Source organism: Pseudoalteromonas sp. 3D05 (genome assembly GCF_002723455.1).
GTDB lineage: Bacteria > Pseudomonadota > Gammaproteobacteria > Enterobacterales > Alteromonadaceae > Pseudoalteromonas.
In genome coordinates this window covers 289,181-315,831 of sequence record NZ_PDUS01000001.1, presented here as the reverse complement: position 1 = coordinate 315,831, position 26,651 = coordinate 289,181, and the positions used below count along the sequence as shown (strand labels likewise).

Below are 26,651 nucleotides of genomic sequence, written 5' to 3'. Positions count from 1 at the left end.
TGGAAATAAAGACCTTGGTGTTATCGGCCTTGGTTTTGATGCTTCTGGGGTTAGCTAGTCCATCAACCCCGTTTGTATTGTCGCTCAGTACTTGGATAAGGGTGAGGCTTTGCGCTGCCTTTACTGTTGAGCCATAAAACAAGCTGGTGAAGACCAACAGAGAAAATAAAACTGCGCTTTGGGTTTGAAACATGGCTGTGGATACCTCAAAAAATACGTTGTTATATACAATCGCTACCTTAGCAACCCTTCTACCCATTCTAACACTAAGCGGGTATCGCGCGTTTGAAATTGTTGCTTTTTAGGTACGTAGTAACAAAATTCGGATGTCACAGGCTGTGTACCAAAATGTTTAAGTAGCTCAGTGTTTAATAGCTGTTTCACTAGTGTAGTTGAACAAAATACCAGTCCTGAGCCGGCCATGGCTTCTTGAATGCCAAATAGCTCTTGGTCAAAGGTTTTAATAATAAATAAAGCAGGATCTAAGTTGTTCTGGGTAAGCCATTGTTTAAGTGGTGGCTCACTCAAGGCGTTGTTTTTCCATTTTGTGGTATACAGCGTAACAGGGTTATTTTGCCATGGGATATCTGCCGCTTTGTGCGAGCCAAATAGATTAAATTGTTCGGTTTTAATAATGTCATCTGCGTTTATATTGTGCTGCTGACCAAAGCGGATCGGTAAGGTGTGTAATTGTTTATCAACGGCTTCACTGGTTGATATATCTACCTCAAGATTAGGCTGGTTTATAGATAATTCCTGCAATGCGGGTATTAAGCGCAAGGCGGCCAGTGACGAGGTGGTGCTTATTTTAACTGTCGCCCCTGTGGCTTGCACTGTTGTCAGTGCTTGGTCGATGCGGTTAAAACCGTCACTTGTGGCCGCACTTAAGTATTCACCAGTGGGAGTGAGAGTGATCTTTCTTACTTGGCGGTAAAATAAATCTACATTTAACCGGCTTTCAAGATTATTTATATGGTGTGAAATTGCAGTTGGCGTGATTGATAGTTCATCAGCTGCGGCTTTAAAGCTGCCTAAACGTGCCGCTGATTCAAAGGCTTTAAGCGCTTGTAATGAGACTTGCATGTGGAATATTGGCAAATGATAAAATAAATTATAGGTGAGTATAACTTATTTATAGCTGAAGTTAACTCATTTGTGAATTGCTGCTGTTAGTTAGATGATTGCATCATATTCACTACGAGGATAAACAGTATGACTACCCTACTACATATAGATGCAAGCGTAAGAGCGGCTAAAAACGACAACCCAAGCCATGATTCAATCTCTAAAAATATAGCTAAGTGTTTTACCGATAGCTTTTCAAAGCATCAAGCTATAGATGAGTATATTTATCGTGATGTGGGTGTAAATCCACCCCCTTTTATCACCCAAAATTGGATAGGTGCTGTGTTTACGCCCAACGATAAAAAGTCTGACGAACAGAAGCAGTTATTGGCTCTATCCGATCAGTTAATTGCAGAAATAACGGCTGCTGAGATTATTGTTATCTCGTCACCTATGTATAACTACGGTATGCCCGCGCAGTTAAAGGCATGGTTTGATCATGTTATCCGTATTAACAAAACCTTTGATTTTGACCTATCGCGCGGAGACTTTCCATTGCAACCTTTGCTTGAGGGGAAAACACTCGTTATCGTGACTTCTACGGGAGAATTTGGGTTTGAGGTTGGGGGTATTCGCGAGAATATGAGTCATCTAGTGCCGCATTTACGTACGCTAAGTAAATATTTAGGTGCCAATACGATTTTCGAAATCACTTCTCAGTATCAGGAGTTTAATGACGAACGTCATGAGCAATCTTTAAAAAATGCCTACAATAAAGCAGCTGAGCTTGGGTTGAAGCTCAGCGCAGAGAGTTTTAAGACAGGCCACTAAAAAACTGTAATGGGGGTTTACAGTGCGCTAAACCTCCTGAATTTAAATAAGTGGTTATTGTGCAGCTAAATTAAGTAAACGGATGACCGTTGCTTGGTTCGGGGCACAGTGCTCTGGATCAAGGTTTGAGATATAGCTGTGAATCAAATCAAGCTCTACCTTGTTGCCTTTGTTTTTAAGGGCAAACTCTTCAATTGCTGAGCAGCGGCGGGCATCGTCGTACATTAGATCTAAGGTTGGTATGAGTACGTTTAGGCTTTGTGCTTTGTCAAAATCAGCTATCCAGCTTGCCCTGCCACTTCGCGTTATATTGTCTCCATTCATATTTATTGATGCTAGCTTGTCGAGCCATTTCTGCCCAAAACCATTCATTGTGTAGTGTGCAATGTACTCCATATCAGGGCTACATACATCGGGCTCACCTTTTTCCTCTATTCGCTGCTCACGGAGCAAAGTAACCTGCTCTAACCAGTGCTCGGTTGTCTTATGAGTTTCTACGCCACTACTGCTTAAAATAGCCAGCCGCAACGATGAGTAAACTCCTGCACAATTCCAACGAGTACCTGTTGCCACTACGCGTTTATGCCAAGTTACTGCTTTGTGAAAATCTTTTTCTACGACAAATTCACCTGATTCATAGCTAGTTGCCAGTATGTTCATGCATCCTGCATGGCCGTTTATTCCACACTCAGACCAGTAGCGGTAGGCTAATCCTTTGTTTTGCAGTTGGTGGGCAGCGATATGTCCGGCGTTATATTGGAGGTTGTTTAATTTGATGTCTGTTACTTCACTTAGGGTGTCTAAATCATCTAAGAAGTCTTGAACTTGCGATACATCAATAGGTTCGCCATTAAAATGATACTTTTTATTAATGAGTTCAGCTGCACTCAATTGGGCATTTAAAATAATCGCGAAATTAGCTGCGTCGAACTCTATTTCACGTTTGACGGTCTCTAATGTGTCTATGTGTTTTTGTAATTCATTTATGTCTAATGTGTTGAGAGGATCTGCACTGTAAAGTTGCGATTGAATAGCTTTGTGAGCGTGATTTACATCTTCAAGTGTTACTGCAAAGCTAGGTAAGCTAAATGCTAATAAGCTTAAAGCAAAACGTTTGAGCTTTCTCATCGTCGATCCTTCTTGTTATAATTTTTATGTCTTCAATAAGCGTTGTTTACAATACATTAAAGTGGCGCTATTTACACCTGATATAGGTAACGTAAAACACATGGCAGAGTTAAAGTAGTAATTGGGGGGTAGAGAGTAAAAAGCATTTACTTAGGCTCAGCAAATGCTTAGGTATGAATGCTAATTAGTTAGCGTTTTTGCGTAACGTAACCGCTAAAGCCTAGGGCTTTAAAATACAGTTTACTTATATTGAAGCGAGTTTCGTCGAGTAGGTCGGCTAAGCGAATGCGATCTAGCGGGTAAAACTCATGCTCAAAATTATGTTTCATGCGCTCTACTCCAACCTCGGTTAAACCTAGCTGTTGGCACAGCGTAAATTGAGCATCGCGCTCAAATGTGGTTTCAGGGCGCATTAAGTCAGCTATGTATAAATTAGCGTGCGGTTTTAGCTGTTGAGCGATGGCCTTAAACATGTCCTTTTTGTCGCCGTTATCAGCTAAGAAATGCATAACGAGTAGGCAAACCGCGGCATCAGCGGGATCGTTTAATTCATCTATACTGCCTACATGTACTTTGACTCGTTCGCTGATCCCTAAATCAGAGAAGCGCTGTTGTCCTATGTTTAACATATCTATAGATACATCTTGTGCTGTAAAACGCCATGTTGGGTTTATAGCAGCCAGTTGAGCAATGTCTTTACCAGTACCTGAGCCAACAACCAAAATATGTGCATTATCGTCAAGTGTGGCGCTCAATTGTGCTGCAGTGCAGCTATGAAGCAGATCGTAACCTGGTACTAGGCGAGTGATTCGTGAATCATACTCAGTGGCTTCGTCTTGTGTAAATGATGGCACAGTTTCAATCCTTTAAATGATAGAGATGGTAGAAAAACCACCTGGTTTCTTCGCTACGTGAACCACAGTGGAAACGCGTTCGGTTAGCTGTGATACATGAGATATCACCCCTACTTTTCGCCCTTGCGCTTGCAATGAATCAAGTGCATCCATTGCAATACTGAGGGTTTCACTGTCTAACGTACCAAACCCTTCGTCAATAAACAAAGAGTTAATACTTACTTTGTTTGATGAAAGTGAGGCAAGCCCTAATGCAAGTGCCAGTGATACTAAAAATGACTCTCCCCCAGAGAGGGTATTTACAGAGCGTTGTTCGTCGGCCATGTCACGGTCGATAATAGCAATATCGAGTGTTTGCTCGATAGCAGTGAGCTCATAACGTTTATTAAGCGTGTGCAAATGCGTATTAGCATAGTGCAGTAATATTTTCAGCGTTTGTGTTTGTGCTAAATTACGCATGGTTTTACCTGTAGCATCGCCAAGGACTTTATTTAACAAATGCCACTGTTCAACTTGTTGTTGCAATACGCTTAACTCGCTTTGTTTGGTGTGCAGTGCTTTAGCGTTTTGATGGTGTTGCTCAAGTATGGTATTGGTCTCAAGCTGCGTTTTATGTAATGTTGTTTGCGCTTGAGTGAGATCCGTTAATTGGGTTAATAGCACTTGCTCTGTTTGTGCCGGCTTATTACTGTTTTGATGTTGCTTGTCGGCATTTTGTTGTTGTTTTAGCAAAGCATTTGCATCAACTAACGCTTGGGTTAATTGCTCATGTTGTTTTAACTGGTCTTTGATTTCATCATTACTTATAGTTAGTAAAAATTTGATCTGTTCATCAGTTGCCTCATTATATTGGCGTTTAAAATCAGCAAACCACAGGGTATACCGTTCATTTAGCTTCGCGTGCTCTTGGTTGTTCTCATGTAGTCGCTGCTCGTAATTTTTAACTGTTATTGCTTGTTCATCACGCTGCTTAACGGCGTTATCGTAAGCTTGCTGACTTTGGGTTAGTTGTGCTTGGCATTGCTCTAATTGCGTACTCAGGTTTGCTTGGTATTGATCTGCGCTTATCTGTTGATTATTAAATAGCGCAAGTCGCTCTGATTGTACGCTGTTGTTTTGTTGTTCAACCTTATTTAATTCATCATTTAAGGCTGTTAACGTGCCCTGGGAATGACTAATAAGCGGCGTAAGGTGTTGTATTTTTTGTTCCGCGTTCTCAAGGTGTTTCTGATTTTGCTCAAGCTGCTGCTGGGTTTGCTGGTAATGCTCAACTTGCTGATTTAAATCAGCGAGATCAAGAGATTGGTTTTGCAGTTGCTGCCAAAACTCAGCGTTAGCAAATTGCGTGTTTAAGCTTGCTGTCAGCTCGTTTAATTGCTCTCTTAGCTCACTGTGTTTGTGCTCAAGTTGGCCATGTTGATATGTTAAATCAGCATGTTTGCTGCGTATCTGCTGTTCTGTTTGTTGCTCTGTTTGGAGCGTATTTTGCAACTGCTTTAGCTTTTCTTGCACATTACGCTGTTGTTTTTGCAGCTCAAAACTTTGGGCTTTTTGCTCAATCAATTGCTGGTAACGCGCGTCTAATTGCTCACTCGTTAAGTCATTGAGCTCAGTGCGTGTGCCTTGCATAGTGTTTTTTATTTCTTGCTGTTTATGTTTGGCATCGTTTATAACTTGCCCAAGCTGAGCGTGCTCTGAGATTAAAACGGCATGCTGGGTTTGCTGTTCATGAAGTTGTGATTGTACTAATTCATAGCGCTGTTTTGCGTTTGTATAATCGCTTTCAAAGTCGGCTATTAGATTATTAAGCTGAGGGTTTTGAGCTGCAACAAAAGGGTGCTCGGTGGCGCCACAAACAAGACAAGGCTCGTTGGGAGCTAGTTGACTACGTAAATGCTCTACACTCTCACTTGCGCGCAGCCGCGCTTTATTAAGGGCATCTTCAGAATGTTTTAATGTTTGCTGCGAAGTGAGTAGTTGTTGCTTTAAAGCCACTTCGCTCTGTTCGCTTTCTTTGAGCTTTATAGCGGTATTACTTTGCTGCTGAGCACTGCGTTTGATTTCAATATTAAATTGTATGTAGTGCTCACGCTGTTCTTTTAAATAATCAATATCTTTAATTTTTGCGTCACAGTGTGCTACATCAAATTGGTCTTGCTGCGTATTGAGTTGAGTTAATTTAGAATGCTCATTTTGCAATAGCTGCTGGCTATCTGCTACCTTAGCCCCATGTACTGCGAGTTGCTCAGTACAATTTGCCAGTTCTGCAGCTATTTTTTTCTGTTGTACTGTGCCAGTGTTTATTTGCTGGGTAATACTTATAAACTGTTTAAAATTGTGTTGGTAATATGTCCAGTCACCGGCTAATGGTTTTAGCTGGTGATGCTGAGTTAACCAGCTCTGCAGTTCTTTTTTAAGTTTTTCAGCGTTATCATAACTCGTTTGGCTTTGCTTTAGCTGCTGCTGTTTATCAGTTAATTGGCTATGCTCTTTGGCTATTTGTTGGCTAATACTTGTTTTACTTTGACTAAACATGGCTAATTGGTTATCGAGCTCACGGGCTTTAGCAATAACTGGCTCAGCTGTTTGCTTGTTTTGCTTAGCACAGTGCAAAGCGTCACTGTGTTTTTGTAGCGTCTGGTTTAGGTCGGTTATAATGGCTGTGTGATCTGTATTGTTTAAGTCACGGATTTTATTTGCCAAGTCATCATTTTGGCTGGTTATATTAGCAACTCGGTTGCGGTTGTCTTTGATCTCTAATGCGCTTTGCGCTTGTTTAGCTTGTGCGCTTTGCTGTGCAATGGCGCTAACAGCGTCACTGGCCTGTTGTTGCTGTTGCACTGCTTGCTGTACGTTTTGCGCTAAGGTGTTCGCCTGTTTAAACCAGTTAACGCCTTGCTCTGCCAGAGTAAGGTCTTTTTTGTTTTGCTCTATTTGCTGATGTAACTCTGCTAGTTGCGTGGTTTTTTCCGCCAGCTCTTCGTCACTGAGCAATGTATAACTGGCAAGACTGGCTTTTAATAATTCTAGTTTATCTTTTTGCTCTTTATGGCGTTCAAAAATACGTTTACCAATGACGCTAAATTTATCAGTCCCTGTTAAGCACTCTAACAGCTGGGCTCGCTCATCGCCGGTGGCTTTTAAAAAGGCGGCAAATTCATGTTGTGCTAGGAGCACTGCGCGAGAGAACTGCTCAAAGCTTAGCCCTATTTTATGTTCTATTTCTTTTATGGTTGTGCTTTTGTCTGCGATGAGCGTTTCGTCAGGTAAGGTGTATAAGGTATGTTCTGCTGTTTTTAGTTTACCTGTTACTTTTTTGTGGGTTCTCTGAACTGAATAACGTGCGCGGTAAAGCTGTTTATCTTGGCCAACAAACTCAACCTCAGCATAGCCTTCCCATTTACCTTTTCGTAATAAATTCCGAGGATCGTTGAGCTTTATACTGTCACCATTAAAATCGATAAGGTTGCCTTTGTCTCCTCTTAAACGCGCCGTTTTAGTATAAAGCGCCAAACAAATAGCATCTAAAAATGTGCTCTTTCCAGCGCCGGTATCGCCGGTTATAGCAAACAAGCCCGCTTCTTTTAGTGGTGTCTTGGTGAAGTCAATTTCGGCGTCAACAATCGACGCTAAGTTATGGATCCGTACAGCGGTTATTTTCATAATTCTTCTTGCTCCGCCAGTTCACTTATTACGGCATTTAATAACGTTTTTATTTCCTCTGGCACATCTTGCCCTGCCATGTCTTTATCGTTAGCAAAGGCTTGTTCAAGTAAATTAATGGGATTAAGCATTTCAACTTGGTTCAAGTCTTCAAATACGGTGTTATCTGATTGTGTCTGATTGGTTTCTCGAACTCGTTCGATACCGCAAAAACGAATGTTTTTACCATCTAACGCTTGCTCAATTTGCTCTCTGAACGTTGTATCTGTATCACTGGATTTTAATTTGACTCTTAAATAAGGTGCGACGGCACTTTCATCTATATCCACAGCATTAATTTGCTCGCATAATGCGGCTAACGGCACACACTCGCCTTCGGGTAATATTAATACATCAGCAGAACGCGGAATGTAAAGGGGGTTTACAGTGGTTATAATTTGTTGTTTGTCGTCGGTATTAAATTCTACAAGGTTCACTTGATGGGTATAGTTTCGTTCTGAAAATGACATCGGCATCGGGGTGCCGCAATAACGAATGGTGCTTGATTTAGCGACCTTTTGTGCTTTGTGCAAATGACCCAGTGCCACGTAATCAGCCTGCTCGCTAAATACCTTTGCTGTTATGGCTTCTTCACCACCTATCACTAAGTTGCGTTCAGAGTCACTCGAAATATCGCCGCCTTTGGCATGCAAATGCCCCATTACAATCAGAGGCGTGGTTTCTGGTTTATCTATTAAAGCAAGCTCAGTGCTTAGCTTATAAGCCTGTGCAACACCTTGAACGTAACTATTACCATCATTTGTGCCACTTAGCGTGCTAACATCACTAGCGCGCAAAAAGGGCATTGCTACAATATGTGCAGCTATAGTGGGTGTATTAATTTTAATTACAACATCAGCTGGGTTTTGTATATCAAACCGCCCTACTACGTGTGTATCAAATTGGGCGAGCAACGGCTGCGCTGCTAATATGCGATTTGCAGAATCATGATTTCCTGCGATTAAAACAATGTGTAATGCTGGGCATCGTTGCTTGGCATCTTTTACAAATTGATAAAGCTGATTCTCAGCACTCGCAGCAGGGGTTGCAGTGTGGTAAATGTCACCTGCTACAAGAAGTAAATCAATGTGTTCACTGGCGAGCGTGTCAATTAGCCAAGTAAAAAACTGCTGATGTTCATTAAATCTAGAGTGTTCATAGAATTGTTGGCCAAGGTGCCAATCAGAGGTATGTAAGACTTTCATGTCACGCTCTTAATAGTAAGTTAAGAGCGCCAATATACCCAAGCTAAATGAAGATGCAAGAGGCGTGTTTAATTCTTTAAGCGCTTAAACTGTACCATGCAAAGATAATCATAGGCAGTGCTAATAAAGCCATCGCAAGAGGAATTTTAATCGCTTTAGTTTGCTTAGCTTGAAGTGCCTTTATGGCATTTGTTTCATTACAAGCAGCTACTTTATCAATATAAAAATAACCAGAATCAAGGTATTGCTTACAACTTTGTTCGTCTGCTGGGATTGCAATAAGTTCTTGTTGTTTTTTTAGGATATAAAAATCCATACGGCCACCGTGTTTGCTGCTTTGTTTCTGAATGCATTTGAGTAAATTAAAGTGTTATATAATTTACTCAAATCAAAAAAGTGGGCGATTTTAAATACAAAAGAGGGTAAAGATCAACTAAAAAATTAACTATTCACCGATAAAAGTGTAAATACTTAAAATTATCATAAAAAGCAGTGAAACTGTGCATAAAGCACGCCACTTTTTATGGTTGATAGTACTTTTTGGATGGCGATTTAATGCATCATTTTCATCCCTAGCAGCTATGATTTCTACAAATTTAAAGCCTTTTTTTTGGTACTCATTCAATATAGATTCCTGGGCTGGAATGGCAGCAACACATTGATCTTTTTTTATGATATAAAATTTCATGCTTTACTCCTACCTCATTCACTTAGTTATAGCTTAGAGTAATCGTCTGAATTAAAGCTGAACTATCAACAAAATAATGTCAGTGATGGCGTGCGTGCATAAGTGTAAACCCCCTTTACATTTTATTATTAACCTGAACTCTGGTTAAGAGGTGTACTAATGTATTGATATTAAATCACAAATATATTTATTAGTCTCCAGCCGGAGACTTTTAGCGATAACAAGGCGAATTTACGCGTCAATAGCTAGCCTATTGCAAGTAAATTCAACGCAGTTAGCGTTGAAAGTAGCCGCTGGAGATAGATTTATTATCCAGAGTTCAGGTTTATTAGCATTAATAAATTGTTTAACCTATTAATGGGGGGGTTGGTCGCTATAAAATTGAACTTATTTGATTAATTTGACACAGTACGCTTACGAATATTTAACAGGATTAATTATGAAAAAGGCGGTTGTTACTTTAGGCTCACTGCTTGTGCCTCTTGCGTTCTCAGGTACAGTGGCTGCATCATCTGTAGAGCAAACAAAAGGGTCGTTTGTTGATAAGTTTCGTCAATTAGATGAAGCCCTGCCTACTCCTAATGTATATAGAAGTGCAGCGGGTGAGCCGGGTGAAAAATATTGGCAACAAGAAGTAAACTACGAGATTGATGCTAAATTAGATGAAAAACAACGCCGCCTTAGTGCGAGTCAAACAATAGAATATAAAAATAACTCGCCGCATACGTTAAAATACCTTTGGTTACAGTTAGATCAAAACATATTCAAAAGTGACTCAATTGCAGAACGAACCGCCACGTTTAAAGGAGCTGCATTACAAGGGCGCCCTGATGCTAAAGCTACCAAATTAAGTTTAGGACAGTTACGCCGCCAGCAGTTTATGAGTGACAACGAACTCGGCTTCGCAATTGCGAATGTTAAAGATGATAGTGGTGATGAGCTTAAGGTAACGGTTGTAGATACCTTAATGCGCATTGATTTAAATGAGCCATTAAAGCCAGGTAAAGACGTTGAGTTTAGCATGGACTTTGCGTTTAACATTGTTGAGGAAGATGCGGTAGGTGCGCGCTCTGGTTATGAGCATTTTGAGGACGATGGCAATGATATATTCTTGCTTGCGCAGTGGTTCCCTCGCCTAGCTGCTTACACTGATTACGAAGCGTGGACCAATAAAGCCTTTTTAGGTAGCGGTGAATTTACTCTAGAGTTCGGTGATTACGATGTTGAGCTAACGGTGCCAGCTGACCATATTGTGTCTGCTACAGGTAAGCTTGATAACGCAAGCTCAGTACTTACACGCACCCAACGTAACCGTTTAAAAGACGCTGAAAACGCTAAGCGCCCTGTTTTTATCGTGACAGAAGAAGAAGCCTTAGAGAACGAAAAACAAGGCACCGATAAAACAAAAACATGGCACTTCAAAGCTGAAAACGTGCGTGATTTTGCATGGGCGTCATCACGTAAGTTTATGTGGGATGCTAAAGGCTACCAGCAAGGTGGAGATGAGCAGCCATTGGTTATGGCAATGTCATTCTTCCCTAAAGAAGGGGGCGATTTATGGAAAAAGTATTCTACTGAGTCTGTGGTTCATACCATGGAGGTGTATTCGCGCTTTTCATTTGACTACCCCTACCCTGTCGCACAATCAGTAAATGGCCCTGTAGGTGGCATGGAATACCCTATGATTACCTTCAATGGTCCTCGTACGGAATTACAAGATGATGGTACTCGTACTTATTCACAAGCTGAGAAACGCTTTTTGATTGGTGTGGTAATTCATGAAGTGGGTCACATCTACTTTCCTATGATTGTAAATTCAGACGAACGCCAATGGACATGGATGGATGAAGGTTTAAATAGCTTCTTAGATGGTGTGGCAGGCCGAGAGTGGGATCATACTATCCCATGGGGCGTAGAGCCGCGCGATATTGTTGCTTATATGAAATCAGAAAACCAAGTGCCTGTAATGACACAGTCTGACAGTGTATTACGTTTAGGCCCTAATGCTTACACCAAGCCGGCAGCTGCGTTAAATATCTTGCGAGAAGTCGTGTTAGGCCGTGAGTTGTTTGATTTTGCCTTTAAAGAGTATGCGCAGCGCTGGAAGTATAAGCGCCCTACTCCTGCTGACTTTTTCCGTACCATGGAAGAAGCGTCTGGTGTTGATTTAGATTGGTTCTGGCGTGGCTGGTTCTATACCACTGACCATGTCGATATCTCTTTAGATAAAGTTTACAAACTACAGCTTGATACTAAAAATCCTGATATAGACTTTAATCGTTTACGTGATATTGAAGCAGATAAGCCTATGCCGCTTTTCGTTGAACGGAATAAAGCAGAAGGTAAAAAACTATGGGTTGATGAAAACCCAGATGTGACAGATTTCTACGATGGCAATGATCGTTTTACTGTGACCAACAAAGAGCGTAACGCGTATAACAAGTTCTTAAAGGGGCTTAAACCTTGGGAACGTAAAGTGTTTGATCGCGCTATCGAAGAAGATAAAAACTATTATGTTCTTGAGTTTTCAAACGTAGGCGGTCTAGTAATGCCTATTTTGCTAGAACTAACCTATGAAGATGGCAGCAAAGAAATGCAGACTATACCTGCTGAGATCTGGCGCCGTAACCATAAACATGTGCAAAAGCTAATAATTACTGATAAAGACAAAAACCTTGTGTCTGTGTCGGTAGACCCTCGCTGGGAAACGGCGGATGTAAATGTTGAAAATAATCATTATCCACGTCAAATTATTCCTTCGCGTATTGAAGTGTATAAGCGTAAAAAGAGCACTGCTAAAGTACGTCGCGATATCATGCAAGATATCAAAACAGAGCTTAAAAAAGACGATGAAAAAGACGATACTAAGGAGCAAAATTAATGCGCATAATGCTCATTTTTTTAGCTTTGCTGATTGCTGCGCCGGCTATGGCGCATCAACTTAAAGCATCTGTAACAACGGTGTTATTCAATAAAAGAACAAGTAATATTGAGCTTATGCATCGCTTTTATTTACATGATACAGAACATGCTGTGGAACATTTGTTCCCAGGAGGCGCTGATATTATTAGCAATAAAGCAGATCAACAACGCTTCGTTAACTATGTTGAATCGCATGTTGCCCTTCAAACTCTCAATGGTGAGCCTTTAACGCTTAGCGAAGTGGGAGCGCAAGTGGATGGTAAATTCTTTTGGGTGTATCAAGAAGCGCCAATTCCTAAAGGTATTAAAGGAATTAGAATGAGTCACGGTGCGCTAAGAGATCTTTGGCCTGCTCAAGTTAATATGGTGAATGTTGAAGGGCGAGGTAAAGTGAAAACATTACACTTTACGCAAAGTGATACATGGCTCGAGGCACGTTTTGAGCCTAAAGAGGGGTTGCCCTCAAAGCCATAACTAAAGAGCTATATGCTTAAGTGTTTAAACGCCAAAGTTTAATCAAACGCTTCTATGAATCCCAACTTTCGCGCGCAGTAGTTTTGCGCGCGTTTTTAAATCTCTAAAAAAATATGCATGATCGTTTGCATATTCAAGTGCGTAAACTATCTTAAAGTAACGTGAGAGATACCATGAAAAACCAATCATATACAAGGATTAGTATGGATATTGATAACCACTGTATTGAAGGCGTAATTTTTGACCTTGACGGTACCTTAGTATCTTCCGAGTTGGACTTTACGCTGATTAAGGCACAGCTTAATTGCCCTGCGGATCACGACCTGCTGAGTTTCATTGCAGCACTCCCCTCTCCTTATATGCGTGAAGAAGCGATGAACATTGTGCATCAGCATGAGCTTATTGATGCACAACATGCGACCTTACTGCCAGGTGTTGCTCAAACTGTGGACTACCTCAATAAAATAGGTATTCCAATGGCTATAGTGACACGAAACTATGATCAAGCAGCTGCGCTTAAACTCAAAAACAACCCATTACCCATTAAAACTGTACTAACACGCAGCGACGCCCCACCAAAGCCAAACCCTAGCGCTTTAAATGCAATAGCCACGCTGTGGGAGTTAGAGCAACACAAGTTAATTTACGTTGGCGATTATTTGTATGATATACAAGCTGCTAAAAATGCAAAAATGCGCTCTTGTCTTTATGCACCTGATGTAATTCCTGATTATGCAAAGCAGGCGGATTATATTTTGCATCACTTTAGTGAGCTTGCAGAATTAGTTGATGATTTAGCAAAAACACCCGCGTTAAATCATAATTAATGCTGTAATCATTATTATGTTAAATTGCCTTGTGTCTTTAGTTTGGTTGGTAATTCATCTATTTGAGGTGAATTTGAATAATTGTGATTTTAGCTACTAGCTCAACACTACCTGAGTTGTTAAAATATAAGTAATACCGATATTAAATCAGAGGCACAAGATGGGCAGAGCATTTGAAGTCCGCAAAAGTTCAATGGCTAAAACAGCCAATGCAAAGACTAAAGTTAATTCTAAATACGGTAAAGAAATTTACGTTGTCGCCAAAAATGGTGAGCCTGATCCTGAGGTTAACCAAGCGCTGAAACGCATTATTGACCGCGCTAAGCGTGATCAAGTTCCAGCCCACGTTATTGACAATGCAATAAAAAAAGCAGCAGGTGGTGCAGGAGAAGATTACTCCACAGCCCGTTATGAGGGATATGGACCTGGTAACTGTATGGTTATTGTTGACTGCTTGACCGACAACCCAAATCGTACCATCAAAGATGTTCGTTTACCTTTCACAAAAACAGAATCAAAAATAGGCACGCCAGGCTGTGTTGCGCACATGTTTGACCATTTAGCTGTACTCGGCTTCAGTGGTGATGACGATGAAGTTGTGTTAGAAGCGCTGATGATGGCTGACGTTGATGTCACTGATGTTGAAGTTGAGAATGGAAAGGTTTCTGTGTTTGCTCCTCATACTGAATACTACAAAGCAAAAACAGCGTTGGAAGAAGTATTTGAAGGTATTATTTTTGAAGTAGACGAAATTACCTTTGTGCCGCAAGTGCACGTAGATATCACTGATGAAGATGATATTGCTAACTTTGATAAGTTTATCAACATGCTTGAAGATTGTGACGATGTACAAAACGTTTATCACAATGCAACGGTTGTGAGTGAAGGGTAGCAGCGAATTTACCTCGCGAAAATGAGGACGTTTGCGGTGGCAAGCCACTCGCCGACAAGTATTGCCGTCGCGTAGTCGTAGGTCGTCATTTATCGCGACACGCGCCTACCTCACAATAGAGGATAAAAGGTGCCGCGTAACAGAGAATGAACTTAGTAAGAGTTATTTCTACTGTGCGAGCTCTGCATTCTCAGTAGTTAATACATTATTCAAGGCGCATTATTTTTAATGCGCTTTTTTTTGATTGCTGAATGTTAGCCATTCATTGTAGTTATGGGTGAGCAAAAAAAAGCCAACCTAGAGGCTGGCTATATGACACAAATAAACTCGAAGGGGGAGTTATCTCTGCATTGCTTTATATTTGATACGAAAAGAATGCAGTAAAGGTTCAGTATATCCACTAGGCTGTTTAGTGCCTTCAATAACAAGGGCTAGAGCAGCTTGATAGGCAATACTATTGCTCAGGCTTTGAGGTGAGTCAGCCATATTAGTATACGCCGAGTCATGTGCATTTTGGCCATCAACCACTTTTGCCATTTTTGCCATTGTGCTTTCAACTTGGGCTTGAGTACACACGCCATGAGCTAACCAGTTAGCCATATGTTGGCTTGAAATCCTCAGTGTAGCGCGATCTTCCATTAATCCAATGTGGTTAATGTCAGGCACTTTTGAACAGCCAATGCCTTGGTCAATCCAGCGCACAACATACCCTAAAATACCTTGTGCATTGTTATCAAGCTCTGCTTGGATGTCTTCTTTACTTAGTGAGCTTGGGTCGTCCATCAAAGGTGGAGTAAGTAAATCACTCAAGCTTGCTTCCTTACGCTGTGCAATGCGCTTCTGACAGGTAAATACATCAATATCATGATAGTGCATCGCATGCAGTGTCGCAGCGGTAGGAGAGGGCACCCAGGCGGTATTAGCACCAGACTGTGGGTGGGCAACTTTTTGATCCATCATTAATGCCATTTTATCAGGCATTGGCCACATCCCTTTGCCAATTTGAGCTCGGCCACTTAATCCTGTTTGTAAACCAATATCAACATTTCTATCTTCATACGCGCTGATCCAAGGTTGTTGCTTGATAGCTGCTTTTGGCATGACTACACCAGCTTGCATTGAAGTGTGTATTTCATCGCCAGTGCGGTCTAAGAACCCGGTATTAATAAACACAACGCGCTTCTTAGCGGCTTCAATACACGCCTTTAAGTTTACTGAGGTACGGCGCTCTTCATCCATAATACCCATTTTAATGGTATTTTGGGGAAGATTTAATACTTCTTCAACGCGCGAAAATAAAGTATTTGTAAATGCCACTTCTTCAGGGCCATGCATCTTGGGTTTTACAATATTGATGCTTGTTGCAGATGAGTTCTTCACTGCACTTTGGCCATTTAAATCATGAAGTGCGGCAGTTACGGTGATCATCGCATCCATGATACCTTCAAATACATCGTCGCCTTTGCTATCTTGGATTGCAGGGTTTGTCATGAGGTGACCAACATTTCGGACAAACATCATGCTGCGACCTTTTAGTGTCAATTGTTTACCATCAAGCCCAGTGAAGTGGCGATCGCTAGATAATGAGCGCTCTACCGTTTGCCCGCCTTTGGTAAATGACTCAACTAAACTGCCATTCATTAAGCCAAGCCAGTTCTGGTACACCTGAACTTTATCTTGTGCATCAACGGCTGCTACAGAGTCTTCACAATCCATAATGGTGGTTAAAGTGGCTTCTAATACAACATCTATTAGGCCTGCTTTATCAGCTTTGCCAATCGGGTGCTGATGGTCAATTTGCAGTTCAACATGTAGCCCATTGTTTTTAAGTAAAATAGCGCGTGGGTTTTGCGCTTCACCGACAAAGCCAACCAACTGATCAGGTTGTTTTAAGCATGTTTGTGAACTGTCACGTAAAGTAATGATTAGCTGACCATTGACGATAGAGTAATTGGTGCTTTCAATGTGAGAGCCACACTCCAAAGGCAGAGACTTATCTAGAAATTGCCTTGCATAGGCCATGACTTTAAAACCTCGTACAGGGTTATAGGTAGACCCTTTTTCTGCGCCATCATCTTCTGTTAGTACATCCGTGCCGTAAAGTGCATCGTACAGTGAACCCCAGCGAGCGTTTGCTGCATTTAGTGCAAAACGTGCATTACTTACAGGCACAACAAGTTGTGGACCAGCACATTGTGCAATTTCTGGCTCTACATTTTGAGTTTCTATTTTAAAATCTTCTGGTTGAGGAACTAAATACCCAATTTCACTCAAAAATGCGTGGTATTGCTGAGCATCCCATTGCGGATTGCGTTGATGATAATCATCAATTTTTGCTTGCAAAGCATCGCGCTTAGCAAGCAATGCACGGTTAATAGGGGTTAATTCGTCAATTATATTTGCAAAGCCTTGCCAAAACTGTTGCTCGCTGACGTCAGTACCAGGTAACAATTGATTATTAATAAAGTCGGCTAATTGAGTATTTACAGTTAAGCCAAATTGACTGTGAGAGTGGGTTGTCATAGTTGCTATCCTTTAAGCGGTCGAACTGCATAAATTTATTATGTGCTAACCATAACGTAAAAATAGCGATATAGGTGCCCTTAAGCCATTCACAAAAAATATACTCAGCATAATAACTATAAATTTACTAAATCATAAAAATCCGCCTAATGTTTAGTTAACCGCTAAGGAGCAAACTCTCCTAGCCACTCTCACAACAAAATAAATATTAGCTTAACCCGTTCAAAGGATTTTTATTATGAGTACATATCAACAGCACACAGACACCCTAGCAACACTTTGCGAAACACAGGGCAAAACATGGCAGGCAATTAACCCTGAGTATGCAAGTCGCATGCGCTTACAAAACCGCTTTCGTACCGGGCTTGATATTGCTCAATTTACTGCTGACATAATGCGTGAAGACATGGCTGCTTATGATGCAGACACAAGTCAATACACTCAATCACTTGGTTGTTGGCATGGTTTTACTGCACAGCAAATGATGATGGCTATTAAGCGCCACCAAAAAACGACTAAGCGCAGTTATGTATACTTAAGTGGTTGGATGGTTGCTGCTCTTCGTTCTGAGTTTGGCCCATTACCAGACCAAAGTATGCACGAGAAAACTTCAGTGCCTGCGTTGATTGAAGAAATTTATACCTTTTTAAAACAAGCTGATGCCCGTGAGCTTGACCATTTATTTAAAGACCTTGATGCTGCAAAAGCAAATGGTGGTGATGTGCAGGCAGTACTTGACAAAATTAACAATTTTGAAAGCCATGTAGTGCCTATCATTGCAGATATTGATGCCGGTTTTGGTAATGAAGAAGCAACATATTTACTGGCTAAAAAGATGATTGAGGCAGGTGCGTGTGCCATTCAAATCGAAAACCAAGTATCTGATGCAAAACAATGTGGTCACCAAGCAGGTAAAGTAACAGTACCGCATGAAGACTTTTTAGCAAAAATTAACGCTGTTCGTTATGCCTTTTTAGAATTGGGTATTGATAACGGTGTTATTGTTGCTCGTACCGACTCACTTGGCGCAAGTTTAACGCAAAAAGTACCTGTATCACAAACGCCTGGGGATTTAGCGAGCCAATACAACGCATTTTTAGAAACGACGCCAATTAATGGAGTTGAAGACTTAAATGAAGGCGATACCGCGATGAAGCTAAACGGTCAACTTTGTAAACCAACCCGTCTAGAAAACGGTTTGTACCAATTCCGTGAAGGCACTGAAAAAGACCGCGTAGTATTAGACTGTGTTACAAGCCTTCAATCAGGGGCAGATCTGTTGTGGATTGAAACTGAAAAACCACATGTTAAGCAAATTGCAGAGCTAGTAAACCGAGTTAAAGAGCAAGTACCTGATGCAAAACTTGTTTATAACAACTCTCCTTCGTTCAACTGGACACTGAAATTCCGTGAGCAAGTGTATCAAGAATGGCAAGATGCAGGACGAGATTTATCAGCTTACCCAAGCATTGACGACAACAAAGCGCTTATGGCTCCAGAGATGGACGGCACAGAGCTTGCTCAGGCCGCGGATGTATTAGTACAAAACTTCCAGCGTGATGGTGCAAGAGAAGCGGGCATTTTCCATCACCTAATCACATTACCTACCTATCATACAGCGGCGCTTAGCACCGATATTTTATCAGAAGGGTATTTCGGCGACCTAGGTATGTTGGCTTATGTACGTGATGTTCAACGTCAAGAAATTCGTCGTGAGCAAGCGTCTGTTAAGCACCAAGACTTAGCAGGTTCAAATATGGGAGATACACACAAAGAGTATTTCTCAGGTGACAATGCACTGAAAGCCGGTGGCGAAGCAAATACAATGAACCAGTTCTAAAGTCTATATTTCCTAGTCAACAATGTTACAAGGGCCGCAAGGCCCTTTTTTCGTTGATAGCAAAACCAATAATAAAAAGTAAAAAGGCTGATTATGCAAAGCTTAGCTTCACTCAGATCACGATTTAACTAGCTGGCAGTGCGACAGTTACGATTTGGATCAGAGTTTAACTAGCTGCTAATTTGCGCCTAAACTTTTGGATCAGAATTTAATCAGCTGCGTTTTTGCTCGCTATTTTTTAATCAAACGGGTGGTTGAATGGCTTTTTTGGCCGATTATAAGGACTATTTTGAGAGGAAATAGCTGTAATTGCCCTTTAAACTAAAAATATAAACCGATTTTTTACCAACTCTAAGCGAGGATAAACCACTTTTTTACCAACTCAAACGCCGTAAACAGTGACTCAAACCGATTTTTTACTAACTTAACGACCTAAAAATGTCATAAACCGAAATTTTACTAACTCAATTAACTTACAAAGTCCGATATTTTTTTGAGTATGTGAGGAGTTACTTACATCACTGTTGTAAAGGGGGTTTACAATAAGTGAGCCGTGGCTCATAGCAAAAGATAAAATACCTATAGTGGCTAGGTTTACCTAAACCTAGCCACTAGAGACTTTTATTGACTATGTTTATCAAACCACCATTGGATGTAAGCGACTTTAGTCATTAAATTAGAAGGGCGTTTAGTTATGCCATGTGATGCCCCAGGAATACGAACCATCGCCGTGTCCACACCTTGTAGTTTTAAAGCTTGGTAGTATTGCTCGGTTTCAGATATTGGCGTACGGTAATCAGCTTCACCTGTTAATAGCATGGTTGGTGTTTTAACATTACCCACATAGCTGATAGGTGAGCGCTTCATATAATGCTCAATATGATCCCATGGTTTACCAGGAAACCAATAATCAGCAAAAAACGGGTAGTAATCAGCAGTTAGTACAAAACTGATCCAATTGATAACAGGTTTTGCCACAACAGCTGCTGCAAAGCGGTCAGTATGACCTACAACCCATGCTGTTAATGTACCACCGCCAGAGCCGCCAGTGACAAATAATTTAGACTCATCAATAAATCCTTTTGCAATTAATGCATCTACGCCTGTCATTAAGTCATCAAAATCATTGCTTGGGTAGTTGTGATGAATTGTTTGTGCAAACTGCTTACCATATGAGTCACTGCCACGGGGGTTCATATAAAGCACCACGCTGCCCTTAGCTGCAAACAATTGTACTTCTGGACTAAAATGAGGGCCGTAATTGGCCACAGGTCCACCATGGATCTCAAGAATAAGCGGGTACTTTTTGGATTTATCAAAACCTGGAGGGTAAGCAACCCAACCTTGAACAGCTAAACCATCATGACTTGATTTAACCCAAATCTCTTCAACCTTAGCGAGATTTTTGTTTGCTAGCGCATCCTCGTTTAGCTTGGTTAAGTGCTGTGTTTTTCCGCGCTTTAATAAGGCTACATCGGCAGGGCGCTGCGTATTTGCAAGCGTAAATGCCACTTCTCCATCTTCGTTTACATCAAAATCACCACCAGAGTATGGACGACCAAATGCAACGCTTCCTAAATCTTTAGTTAAAATTTTACGTTTACCGCTGCGTGCTTGATATGCGAGCAGGGTTTGCCCTTCGCTGTCGTAAGTAAAATAAACACCTTTGGAGTTTGTTGACCATTTTATCTTTTCAACACTACGGTCTAAATCAGTTGTTAAGTTACGTGTTTCACCTGTCTTTAAGTCGCGAATATATAAACGGGTATTTTCATAATTTGTTTTTTTATCATCATAACCGGTATAGGCTAAATAACGACCATTAGGCGATAACTGCGGTTGGCTATCTGGCCCAACTCTGTCTGTTAACTGGGTTATCTCAGAAGAGCGAAGATCAAGTTTATACAGCTCAGAATTTGTTGGTTTTAATAAGTAATCAGTATGACGATTAGCTGAAAAATAAAGGCTTGTACCATCAATACTGAAACTCAATGCGCCGCCGTGGTCAAAGTTCCCTGTAGTTAACTGGTTAGCATTCCCTCCAGTGGCGCTAATTTCAAACAGATGGCGGAAACCTTTTTGAGTGTAACCGCCGCCATCAGCTCGGTAATACACGTCATCAATATATTTTGCTGGCTCGGCCCAATTCGCTCCCTTTGGTTTACCGGGCAAAGACACGGGGCTTGCACTGGCAGTAGGTACAAACTGACTAAATACTAGCTTTTGACCATTTGGCGACCACGTTAAATTTCCTGGGCTCTGAGTTAAATTACTTATTTTTGCAACCGCACCGGTATCTAACCATTTTATATAAATTTGGCTACTGCCATCACGCGTTGAAATAAATGCTAAGCGCGATTCATCTGGCGATAACACAGGTGAATAATCCATATGCACACCAGAAGTAAGCGGTCGGAGTTGTTTTGAACTGCTATTAACTGACCAAATATTACTTACTTTACGATCGCTTTTAATATCCATTCTATTACGGACAAAATAAACCACATCGCCATCAGCGGTCATTTCTATTTGGTTGGCATATTCAAGATCAAATACACTTTCTAATTGTAAGGTATTATCAGATTGAGCCGCGACGCTACAAAAGCTCAACGTAGCCAGCAGCGCAAGAGGGGAAAGTAATTTCATTCTTATTCCTTGTTATTAAACAGACTCTAAAGTTATAAAGTAACAATAGTGAAAAATATACCTTATTGCGATAAGAAGTGGACAAACGGCTGTGGAACGCATAATTTAATAATGCATATTTAAAAAAAGGAGTCTTTTTATGATTGGTTACACGATGGTGGGCACTAATGATTTAGAAAAAGCGGTGGCTTTTTACGATCAACTTTTAGCTCAGTTGGGCGCACAGCGTTTTTTAGAAAATGACCGATTTGTGGCTTGGAGTAATGGCTCGGAGCAGCCAGGGTTTTCAGTAACGGTACCGCATAATAACGAAGCTGCTACGCCAGGCAATGGCACTATGATTGCCATAGCTGCTTCAAGCCCAGCCCAAGTAGATGCCTTTTATGCTAAAGCTATAGAGCTTGGAGCCTCGGATGAAGGCGCGCCTGGACCACGTGAGATGCCAGGGTTTTATGCTGGTTATTTTCGTGATCTTGATGGCAATAAACTCAATGTATTTTGTTTCACACAAACTACTTAAATTATAAAGTCGCGTGATAAAATAGCAGTCAGCTTATCTTATAACGATGCACGAATCAGTCAGCATTGAATTCCCACAGGTTTAAAGCATCGATTTATATTACCCCTCCCTCAGAGTTGATGAAAATGTTTGGCTTATTAAAGGATGAACTGGGAATCACAGCCTATTTCATCCATATAGTGTATTTAAATTAAACCGTGAATAGGTGAACAAAGAGCAAAATCTAAATAACCTGAACTCTGGATAATAAATCTATCTCCAGCGGCTACTTTCAACACTAACTGCGTTGAATTTACTTTCAATAGGCTAGCTATTGACGCGTAAATTCGCCTTGTTATCGATAAAAGTCTCCGGCTGGAGACTAATAAATATATTTGTGATTTAATATCAATATATTAGTACACCTCTTAACCAGAGTTCAGGTTAAATAATTACACTGTGGGTGATACGCGAAGTGCTCACTGCAAATATGTTTTAAACACTTGACGGCAATTAAAGAGCGTTTTGTTCTGTGGGTAGCATCAGGTTTGACTGAGCAACAAGTAATAAAGTGCTTTAAACGTTTTTGTAAAAGTACAGCTGATATTCCTCTCTTTTAAGGCGTAGATGCTGAGCGTTCGAGTCATGACTCACGCGCAGTTATTAGCTGCATATAAAACTGGTGTTTTGATTTTTAAATCAATATTTTGGAAAAAACAAAGGAGTGAAGGGTGTATATTGGTGAGATCGCAACCCGTTGTGGTGTATCCGTAAAAACCGTTCGGCATTATGAAGCGATTGGTTTGTTAAGTGACATTAAGCGACTAGGTAGTTACCGTATTTATGAAAACGCTGATGTAGAGTTTGTCACATTAATAAAACGAGCGCAGTTATTGGGGCTAAGCTTAGCTCAACTTAAACAGCTTAAAATTGGTCGACATGATTTGGATTGGCCTGCCGTAATGGCTTTACTCGAGGAAAAGAAGCAGCAAGTATTGATCGATATTACTGCGCTTGAGCAACAAAAAGAGCTGCTAGATTTTTATCATCGCGATATAAAGATTTGTCTGGATAACCAAGTATTAGGCTAACGGTGCTTGACTCTACCCTTTAGGGTAGGGTGTATGCTGCTACTTTTAATGGAGTAGTTAGTATGAAAAAACGTATTTTAGTGATTGATGCAAACCCAAAACAAGCTAGCTTTTGCGACGCTTTAGCAAAGAGTTATAGTCAAAGTTGTAATAGTGAGTGTGAGGTACATACGCTCTCTCTTAGTGCTATGACATTTGATCCCAATTTAACTAATGGCTATGGAAAGGAACAACGGTTAGAAGCTGACTTAGTTGATTTTCAAACACAGTTACAAAGGGCTGAACACATCGTGTTGTTTATACCCGTCTGGTGGGGTGGCCTGCCTGCAAAGTTCAAAGGTTTGATTGATCGAACGTTTTTACCTGGATTTGCTTTTCAATATCAGCCAAATAAAACAATTCCCGACAAGCTGCTGAAGGGGCGTACTGCAGAGATCATTTTAACCCTGGACACACCAGCTTGGTATTATCGCTTTATCCAAGGCAGCCCGGTTAAAAAGCAGCTCAAACACACTATTTTAGGATTTTGTGGTATCAATGTGCGTTCAACAGATTATATTGGGCCTATTGTAACGTCATCCCCTGAGCAACGTAAAAAGTGGCTAAAGCAGATAGCAAAAAAGGCAATGAAATGAGAATATTGCTTTAAATAAATGAATAACAATAATAAAAGAGGATCAGCGTGCAGTTACGTATTGCAAAACTAATTTTCATAGGCAGCTTACTAACACTTGCAGCCTGTTCAGGCGAAGCTGTTTTTGAATCTCCACCTATATCACAGTTTCAACATACAGACGAAACCGTAGAATCCGCAGCAGTGTCTAGTGATGGGCAGCTGAGTGTTGTATCAGAGCACGGCAAAGTGTGTGTATGGGACAATACCAACAATACACTTATCTTTGAATGTATCACTGGTGATGACGCTAATTATGTTGAGTTAGTCGGGTTGAGTGACGACAAAACCACATTCTATATCTCAAATAGAATGGCAATACATGTTTTTTCAGTGCAAACAGGGCAGTTAATTGGCAGTTGGTCTACAGGTCAAAATATAGCGCGCGACATTGCTATATCTGCTGATGGGCATTTATTACTCGTTGGCTATCGCACTGGCGAAGCGGATGTGATCAATACACAAACTAAACACAATACGGTATTTAAAATCCATCGACTTGATATTAATTCTGTAGCCCTATCAGCTGATGGGGGCACTGCGTTAAGTGGCTCAAGTGATAAACATGCTTATTTGTGGTCAACCGCTAATGGTAAAATTTTGCAAGAATATAAACTTGCGACACGCGTTAACCATGTCAGTATGAATGAACAAGGTAGCATAGGTTTTGCGATTGACTCTGTGGATGATCGCATTTTTCTTGATTTAAAGTCAGGTGAAGAACTAGCGGAACTAAATATCTTTGCTAACTTTATTGAGTTTAACGACTCACAGTTCATTAATAATGATAAATGGTTTTTAACTGGCTCGCCTAAAAGCAAAATTTATTTATGGCAGGTTGCCAGTGGTAATTTATTGGCTGAATACGGTGCGGCGGAAAAAGGCCAACGTAGCTCAATTTTAGCCGTCGGGTTTGATGAAGTCAGCCAGCGAATCTTCACACATAACAGCAATGGTACGCTTGAAATATGGCCTTATCAAAGTCAAAGCAAAAAAGACTAATGTGGTCTTGAGGTATAACCATTTTAATATCATGAGGGTGTGGTGCTATTTGCTTTTTTAGTGCTGCACATTTATTTTAAAAAATGAAAAGCGGTTTTTGTTTGTTTTACTAAGTTGTAAAGGGGGTTTCCAGCGGCTAAACAGGCGGTATGAAAAACCCGTTAACTGATTAACGTTTCGCGTTTATACACAGTGCTTTAATTTCGTGTATTAAAGCGATGCCATTTGCATTATCGCCATGAACACACAAACTATCTGCGTTTAAGGTTACTTTTTTACCGCTATTCGTTGTAACCGTTTCCTCACTAAGCAGCTGGTTTACTTGAGCCAGCATGGCGGCTTTATTATGTACGCTACCTGCCTCATTTCGCGATACTAGGCGGCCTTCGTCTGTGTATTGTCTATCTGCAAAAGCTTCTAAAATAAGCGTGATGCCATATTGTTGTGCTAGCTGTTTATGCTGTTTTGCTTCGTTGGTTGCTAAAATCATTAACTTTAATGAAGTCGAGTAACGAGCTACAGCCTCCATAACTGTGTTTAAAATAGCGTCATCAATCATCATATCATTATAAAGTGCGCCATGAGGCTTAACATAACCCAATGTTAGACCATGTACTTTCGCCATACCTTCTAAGGCTGCGATTTGATAGTGGAGGCAGTTGGTTAACTCATCTTTTGAAAGTTTCATTGAGCGTCTACCAAACCCTTGTTTATCTGGGTAACTTGGGTGCGCGCCAATCTCTACAGCGTTCTGCTTTGCAAGTATTAATGTTTTTGCAATCACGTCACTATCACCCGCATGAAAGCCGCAGGCTATATTGGCCATATCAATGTGTGGCATTACTTGATCATCAAGCCCCATTTGCCATGCACCAAAACTTTCACCTAAATCACAATTGAGCTTCATAACTTTTCGCTTAACGTCTATAAATTTAATAAAACATAACTAATGTTCACATGCAGCAGGGCGGCTCTTTACTGCTGTGCCACTAAAAGGAGGCTATATGTGCATTTTGAATATCAGTAATTAGCATATGTCCTGGGCTATGCGTAATGCAGAAATCTGGTGCAGCTTTAGCAATTGCAACTTGCGCTGTAACACCACATGCCCAAAAAACAGGTACTTCACCCTCTTTTATGCTAACAGACTCACCATAGTTCGGCCGATTTATATTTTTAATACCAATAGCGGCAGGGTCACCAAAGTGAATGGGGGCGCCATGAAAATCAGTAAATCGGCTGCAAATTTGGATTGCACGAATAGCATCAGCTGGTTTCATTGGTCGCATACTAACCACCATATTACCATGAAAAATACCGGCACTTTCGCTTGGAATATTGGTGATATACATAGGTACGCTTTTATGTTCAGTCACATTGCGTATTTCAATGCCTGCGTCTTTTAAAGAGTCTTCAAATGAAAATGAACTGCCTATCAAAAAGCTAACTAAATCATCTTGCCAGTACTCTTTGATATTCGTAACTTCATCAATAAGCTGACCTTTTTTATAAATCCGGTAGCGAGGAAGATCTGTTCTGATATCTAAATCATGTGCAACATTAGGAATGTTAACGGCACCAGGGTGTTGGCTACTCGCGATGATAGGGCATGCTTTTTTATTGGCTTGGCAGAATTGTAAAAAATCAAATGCGTAACGCTTAGGTAAAATCACTAAACTTGCCTGCACGAAGCCGGGTACAAAGCCTGATGTACTGCCTGTATAATCTTCATTACGGATCATGTTGCGGATAGCGTAAGGGGTTGTCAGTGAAGCGTTATGTTGCATAG

21 protein-coding genes are annotated in these 26,651 nt (G+C 40.8%); 10 read left to right on the top strand and 11 right to left on the bottom strand.

The window, feature by feature from the left end; all coding sequences use genetic code 11:
- Positions 1 to 234: 234 nt before the first annotated feature.
- Complete coding sequence (locus CSC79_RS01395) at positions 235 to 1,083, bottom strand: LysR family transcriptional regulator (protein WP_099293212.1); 849 nt, start codon at positions 1,081 to 1,083, stop codon at positions 235 to 237.
- 129 nt (positions 1,084 to 1,212) lie between these two features.
- Between CSC79_RS01395 and CSC79_RS01390 the strand changes: the two genes are divergently transcribed.
- On the top strand, positions 1,213 to 1,896 hold the full coding sequence (locus CSC79_RS01390; protein ID WP_099293210.1) for an NAD(P)H-dependent oxidoreductase: 684 nt from the start codon (positions 1,213 to 1,215) through the stop codon (positions 1,894 to 1,896).
- Positions 1,897 to 1,950: 54 nt separating this feature from the next.
- On the opposite strand, the gene CSC79_RS01385 is transcribed toward CSC79_RS01390, so the two are convergent.
- From CSC79_RS01385 to CSC79_RS01360, 6 genes are all read right to left on the bottom strand, one after another.
- Positions 1,951 to 3,024 carry a hypothetical protein gene (locus tag CSC79_RS01385; protein ID WP_099293208.1) on the bottom strand — a complete coding sequence of 358 codons (1,074 nt, stop codon included), beginning with the start codon at positions 3,022 to 3,024 and terminating at the stop codon, positions 1,951 to 1,953.
- Between the two features lie 188 nt (positions 3,025 to 3,212).
- A complete protein-coding gene (locus CSC79_RS01380) occupies positions 3,213 to 3,878 on the bottom strand; it encodes a class I SAM-dependent methyltransferase (protein WP_099293206.1) in 666 nt (221 codons plus the stop codon).
- A 12-nt stretch (positions 3,879 to 3,890) separates the two neighbouring features.
- A complete protein-coding gene (locus CSC79_RS01375; protein ID WP_099293204.1) occupies positions 3,891 to 7,541 on the bottom strand; it encodes an AAA family ATPase in 3,651 nt (1,216 codons plus the stop codon).
- Positions 7,538 to 8,785 carry an exonuclease SbcCD subunit D C-terminal domain-containing protein gene (locus CSC79_RS01370; protein WP_099293202.1) on the bottom strand — a complete coding sequence of 416 codons (1,248 nt, stop codon included), beginning with the start codon at positions 8,783 to 8,785 and terminating at the stop codon, positions 7,538 to 7,540. The genes CSC79_RS01375 and CSC79_RS01370 overlap by 4 nt, the downstream gene beginning before the upstream one ends.
- A 76-nt stretch (positions 8,786 to 8,861) precedes the next feature.
- Positions 8,862 to 9,101 carry a hypothetical protein gene (locus CSC79_RS01365; protein ID WP_099293200.1) on the bottom strand — a complete coding sequence of 80 codons (240 nt, stop codon included), beginning with the start codon at positions 9,099 to 9,101 and terminating at the stop codon, positions 8,862 to 8,864.
- Positions 9,102 to 9,230: 129 nt separating this feature from the next.
- The gene (locus tag CSC79_RS01360) at positions 9,231 to 9,473 is read right to left on the bottom strand and encodes a hypothetical protein (protein ID WP_099293198.1); all 243 of its coding nucleotides are present in this window, start codon (positions 9,471 to 9,473) and stop codon (positions 9,231 to 9,233) included.
- 439 nt (positions 9,474 to 9,912) lie between these two features.
- Here CSC79_RS01360 and CSC79_RS01355 point away from each other — a divergent pair, with 439 nt between their 5' ends.
- The 4 genes from CSC79_RS01355 to CSC79_RS01340 all read left to right on the top strand — a co-directional run bounded on the left by CSC79_RS01355 (position 9,913) and on the right by CSC79_RS01340 (position 14,588).
- Complete coding sequence (locus CSC79_RS01355; RefSeq protein ID WP_099293196.1) at positions 9,913 to 12,354, top strand: M1 family metallopeptidase; 2,442 nt, start codon at positions 9,913 to 9,915, stop codon at positions 12,352 to 12,354.
- Positions 12,354 to 12,869 (top strand): DUF6702 family protein, encoded by a 516-nt coding sequence (locus CSC79_RS01350; RefSeq protein WP_099293194.1) that lies wholly within the window; start codon positions 12,354 to 12,356, stop codon positions 12,867 to 12,869. Before CSC79_RS01355 ends, CSC79_RS01350 begins: the two co-directional genes overlap by 1 nt.
- Before the next feature lie 203 nt (positions 12,870 to 13,072).
- On the top strand, positions 13,073 to 13,696 hold the full coding sequence (locus CSC79_RS01345; RefSeq protein WP_099293192.1) for an HAD-IA family hydrolase: 624 nt from the start codon (positions 13,073 to 13,075) through the stop codon (positions 13,694 to 13,696).
- A 160-nt stretch (positions 13,697 to 13,856) separates the two neighbouring features.
- A complete protein-coding gene (locus CSC79_RS01340) occupies positions 13,857 to 14,588 on the top strand; it encodes a YebC/PmpR family DNA-binding transcriptional regulator (protein WP_099293190.1) in 732 nt (243 codons plus the stop codon).
- Between the two features lie 339 nt (positions 14,589 to 14,927).
- Here CSC79_RS01340 and CSC79_RS01335 read toward each other — a convergent pair whose 3' ends face one another.
- Positions 14,928 to 17,111, bottom strand: a complete 2,184-nt coding sequence (locus CSC79_RS01335) for a malate synthase G (protein ID WP_099293188.1) — start codon at positions 17,109 to 17,111, stop codon at positions 14,928 to 14,930.
- Positions 17,112 to 17,349: 238 nt separating this feature from the next.
- Between CSC79_RS01335 and CSC79_RS01330 the strand changes: the two genes are divergently transcribed.
- On the top strand, positions 17,350 to 18,951 hold the full coding sequence (locus CSC79_RS01330) for an isocitrate lyase (protein ID WP_099293186.1): 1,602 nt from the start codon (positions 17,350 to 17,352) through the stop codon (positions 18,949 to 18,951).
- A 621-nt stretch (positions 18,952 to 19,572) separates the two neighbouring features.
- Here CSC79_RS01330 and CSC79_RS01325 read toward each other — a convergent pair.
- A complete protein-coding gene (locus CSC79_RS01325) occupies positions 19,573 to 21,597 on the bottom strand; it encodes a S9 family peptidase (RefSeq protein WP_099293184.1) in 2,025 nt (674 codons plus the stop codon).
- Positions 21,598 to 21,736: 139 nt separating this feature from the next.
- On the opposite strand from CSC79_RS01325, the gene CSC79_RS01320 reads away from it, so the two are divergent.
- The 4 genes from CSC79_RS01320 to CSC79_RS01305 all read left to right on the top strand — a co-directional run bounded on the left by CSC79_RS01320 (position 21,737) and on the right by CSC79_RS01305 (position 24,862).
- Positions 21,737 to 22,117 carry a VOC family protein gene (locus CSC79_RS01320; RefSeq protein WP_099293182.1) on the top strand — a complete coding sequence of 127 codons (381 nt, stop codon included), beginning with the start codon at positions 21,737 to 21,739 and terminating at the stop codon, positions 22,115 to 22,117.
- Positions 22,118 to 22,827: 710 nt separating this feature from the next.
- Entirely contained in the window at positions 22,828 to 23,187 is a 360-nt protein-coding gene (locus CSC79_RS01315; RefSeq protein WP_099293180.1) for a MerR family DNA-binding transcriptional regulator, read from the top strand.
- A gap of 62 nt (positions 23,188 to 23,249) precedes the next feature.
- On the top strand, positions 23,250 to 23,822 hold the full coding sequence (locus CSC79_RS01310) for an NAD(P)H-dependent oxidoreductase (protein ID WP_099293178.1): 573 nt from the start codon (positions 23,250 to 23,252) through the stop codon (positions 23,820 to 23,822).
- Between the two features lie 47 nt (positions 23,823 to 23,869).
- Entirely contained in the window at positions 23,870 to 24,862 is a 993-nt protein-coding gene (locus CSC79_RS01305) for a hypothetical protein (RefSeq protein ID WP_099293176.1), read from the top strand.
- Between the two features lie 169 nt (positions 24,863 to 25,031).
- Here CSC79_RS01305 and CSC79_RS01300 read toward each other — a convergent pair whose 3' ends face one another.
- On the bottom strand, positions 25,032 to 25,769 hold the full coding sequence (locus CSC79_RS01300; RefSeq protein WP_099293162.1) for a 5-oxoprolinase subunit PxpA: 738 nt from the start codon (positions 25,767 to 25,769) through the stop codon (positions 25,032 to 25,034).
- 82 nt (positions 25,770 to 25,851) lie between these two features.
- A complete protein-coding gene (locus tag CSC79_RS01295; protein WP_099293160.1) occupies positions 25,852 to 26,649 on the bottom strand; it encodes a putative hydro-lyase in 798 nt (265 codons plus the stop codon).
- Positions 26,650 to 26,651: the final 2 nt, after the last annotated feature.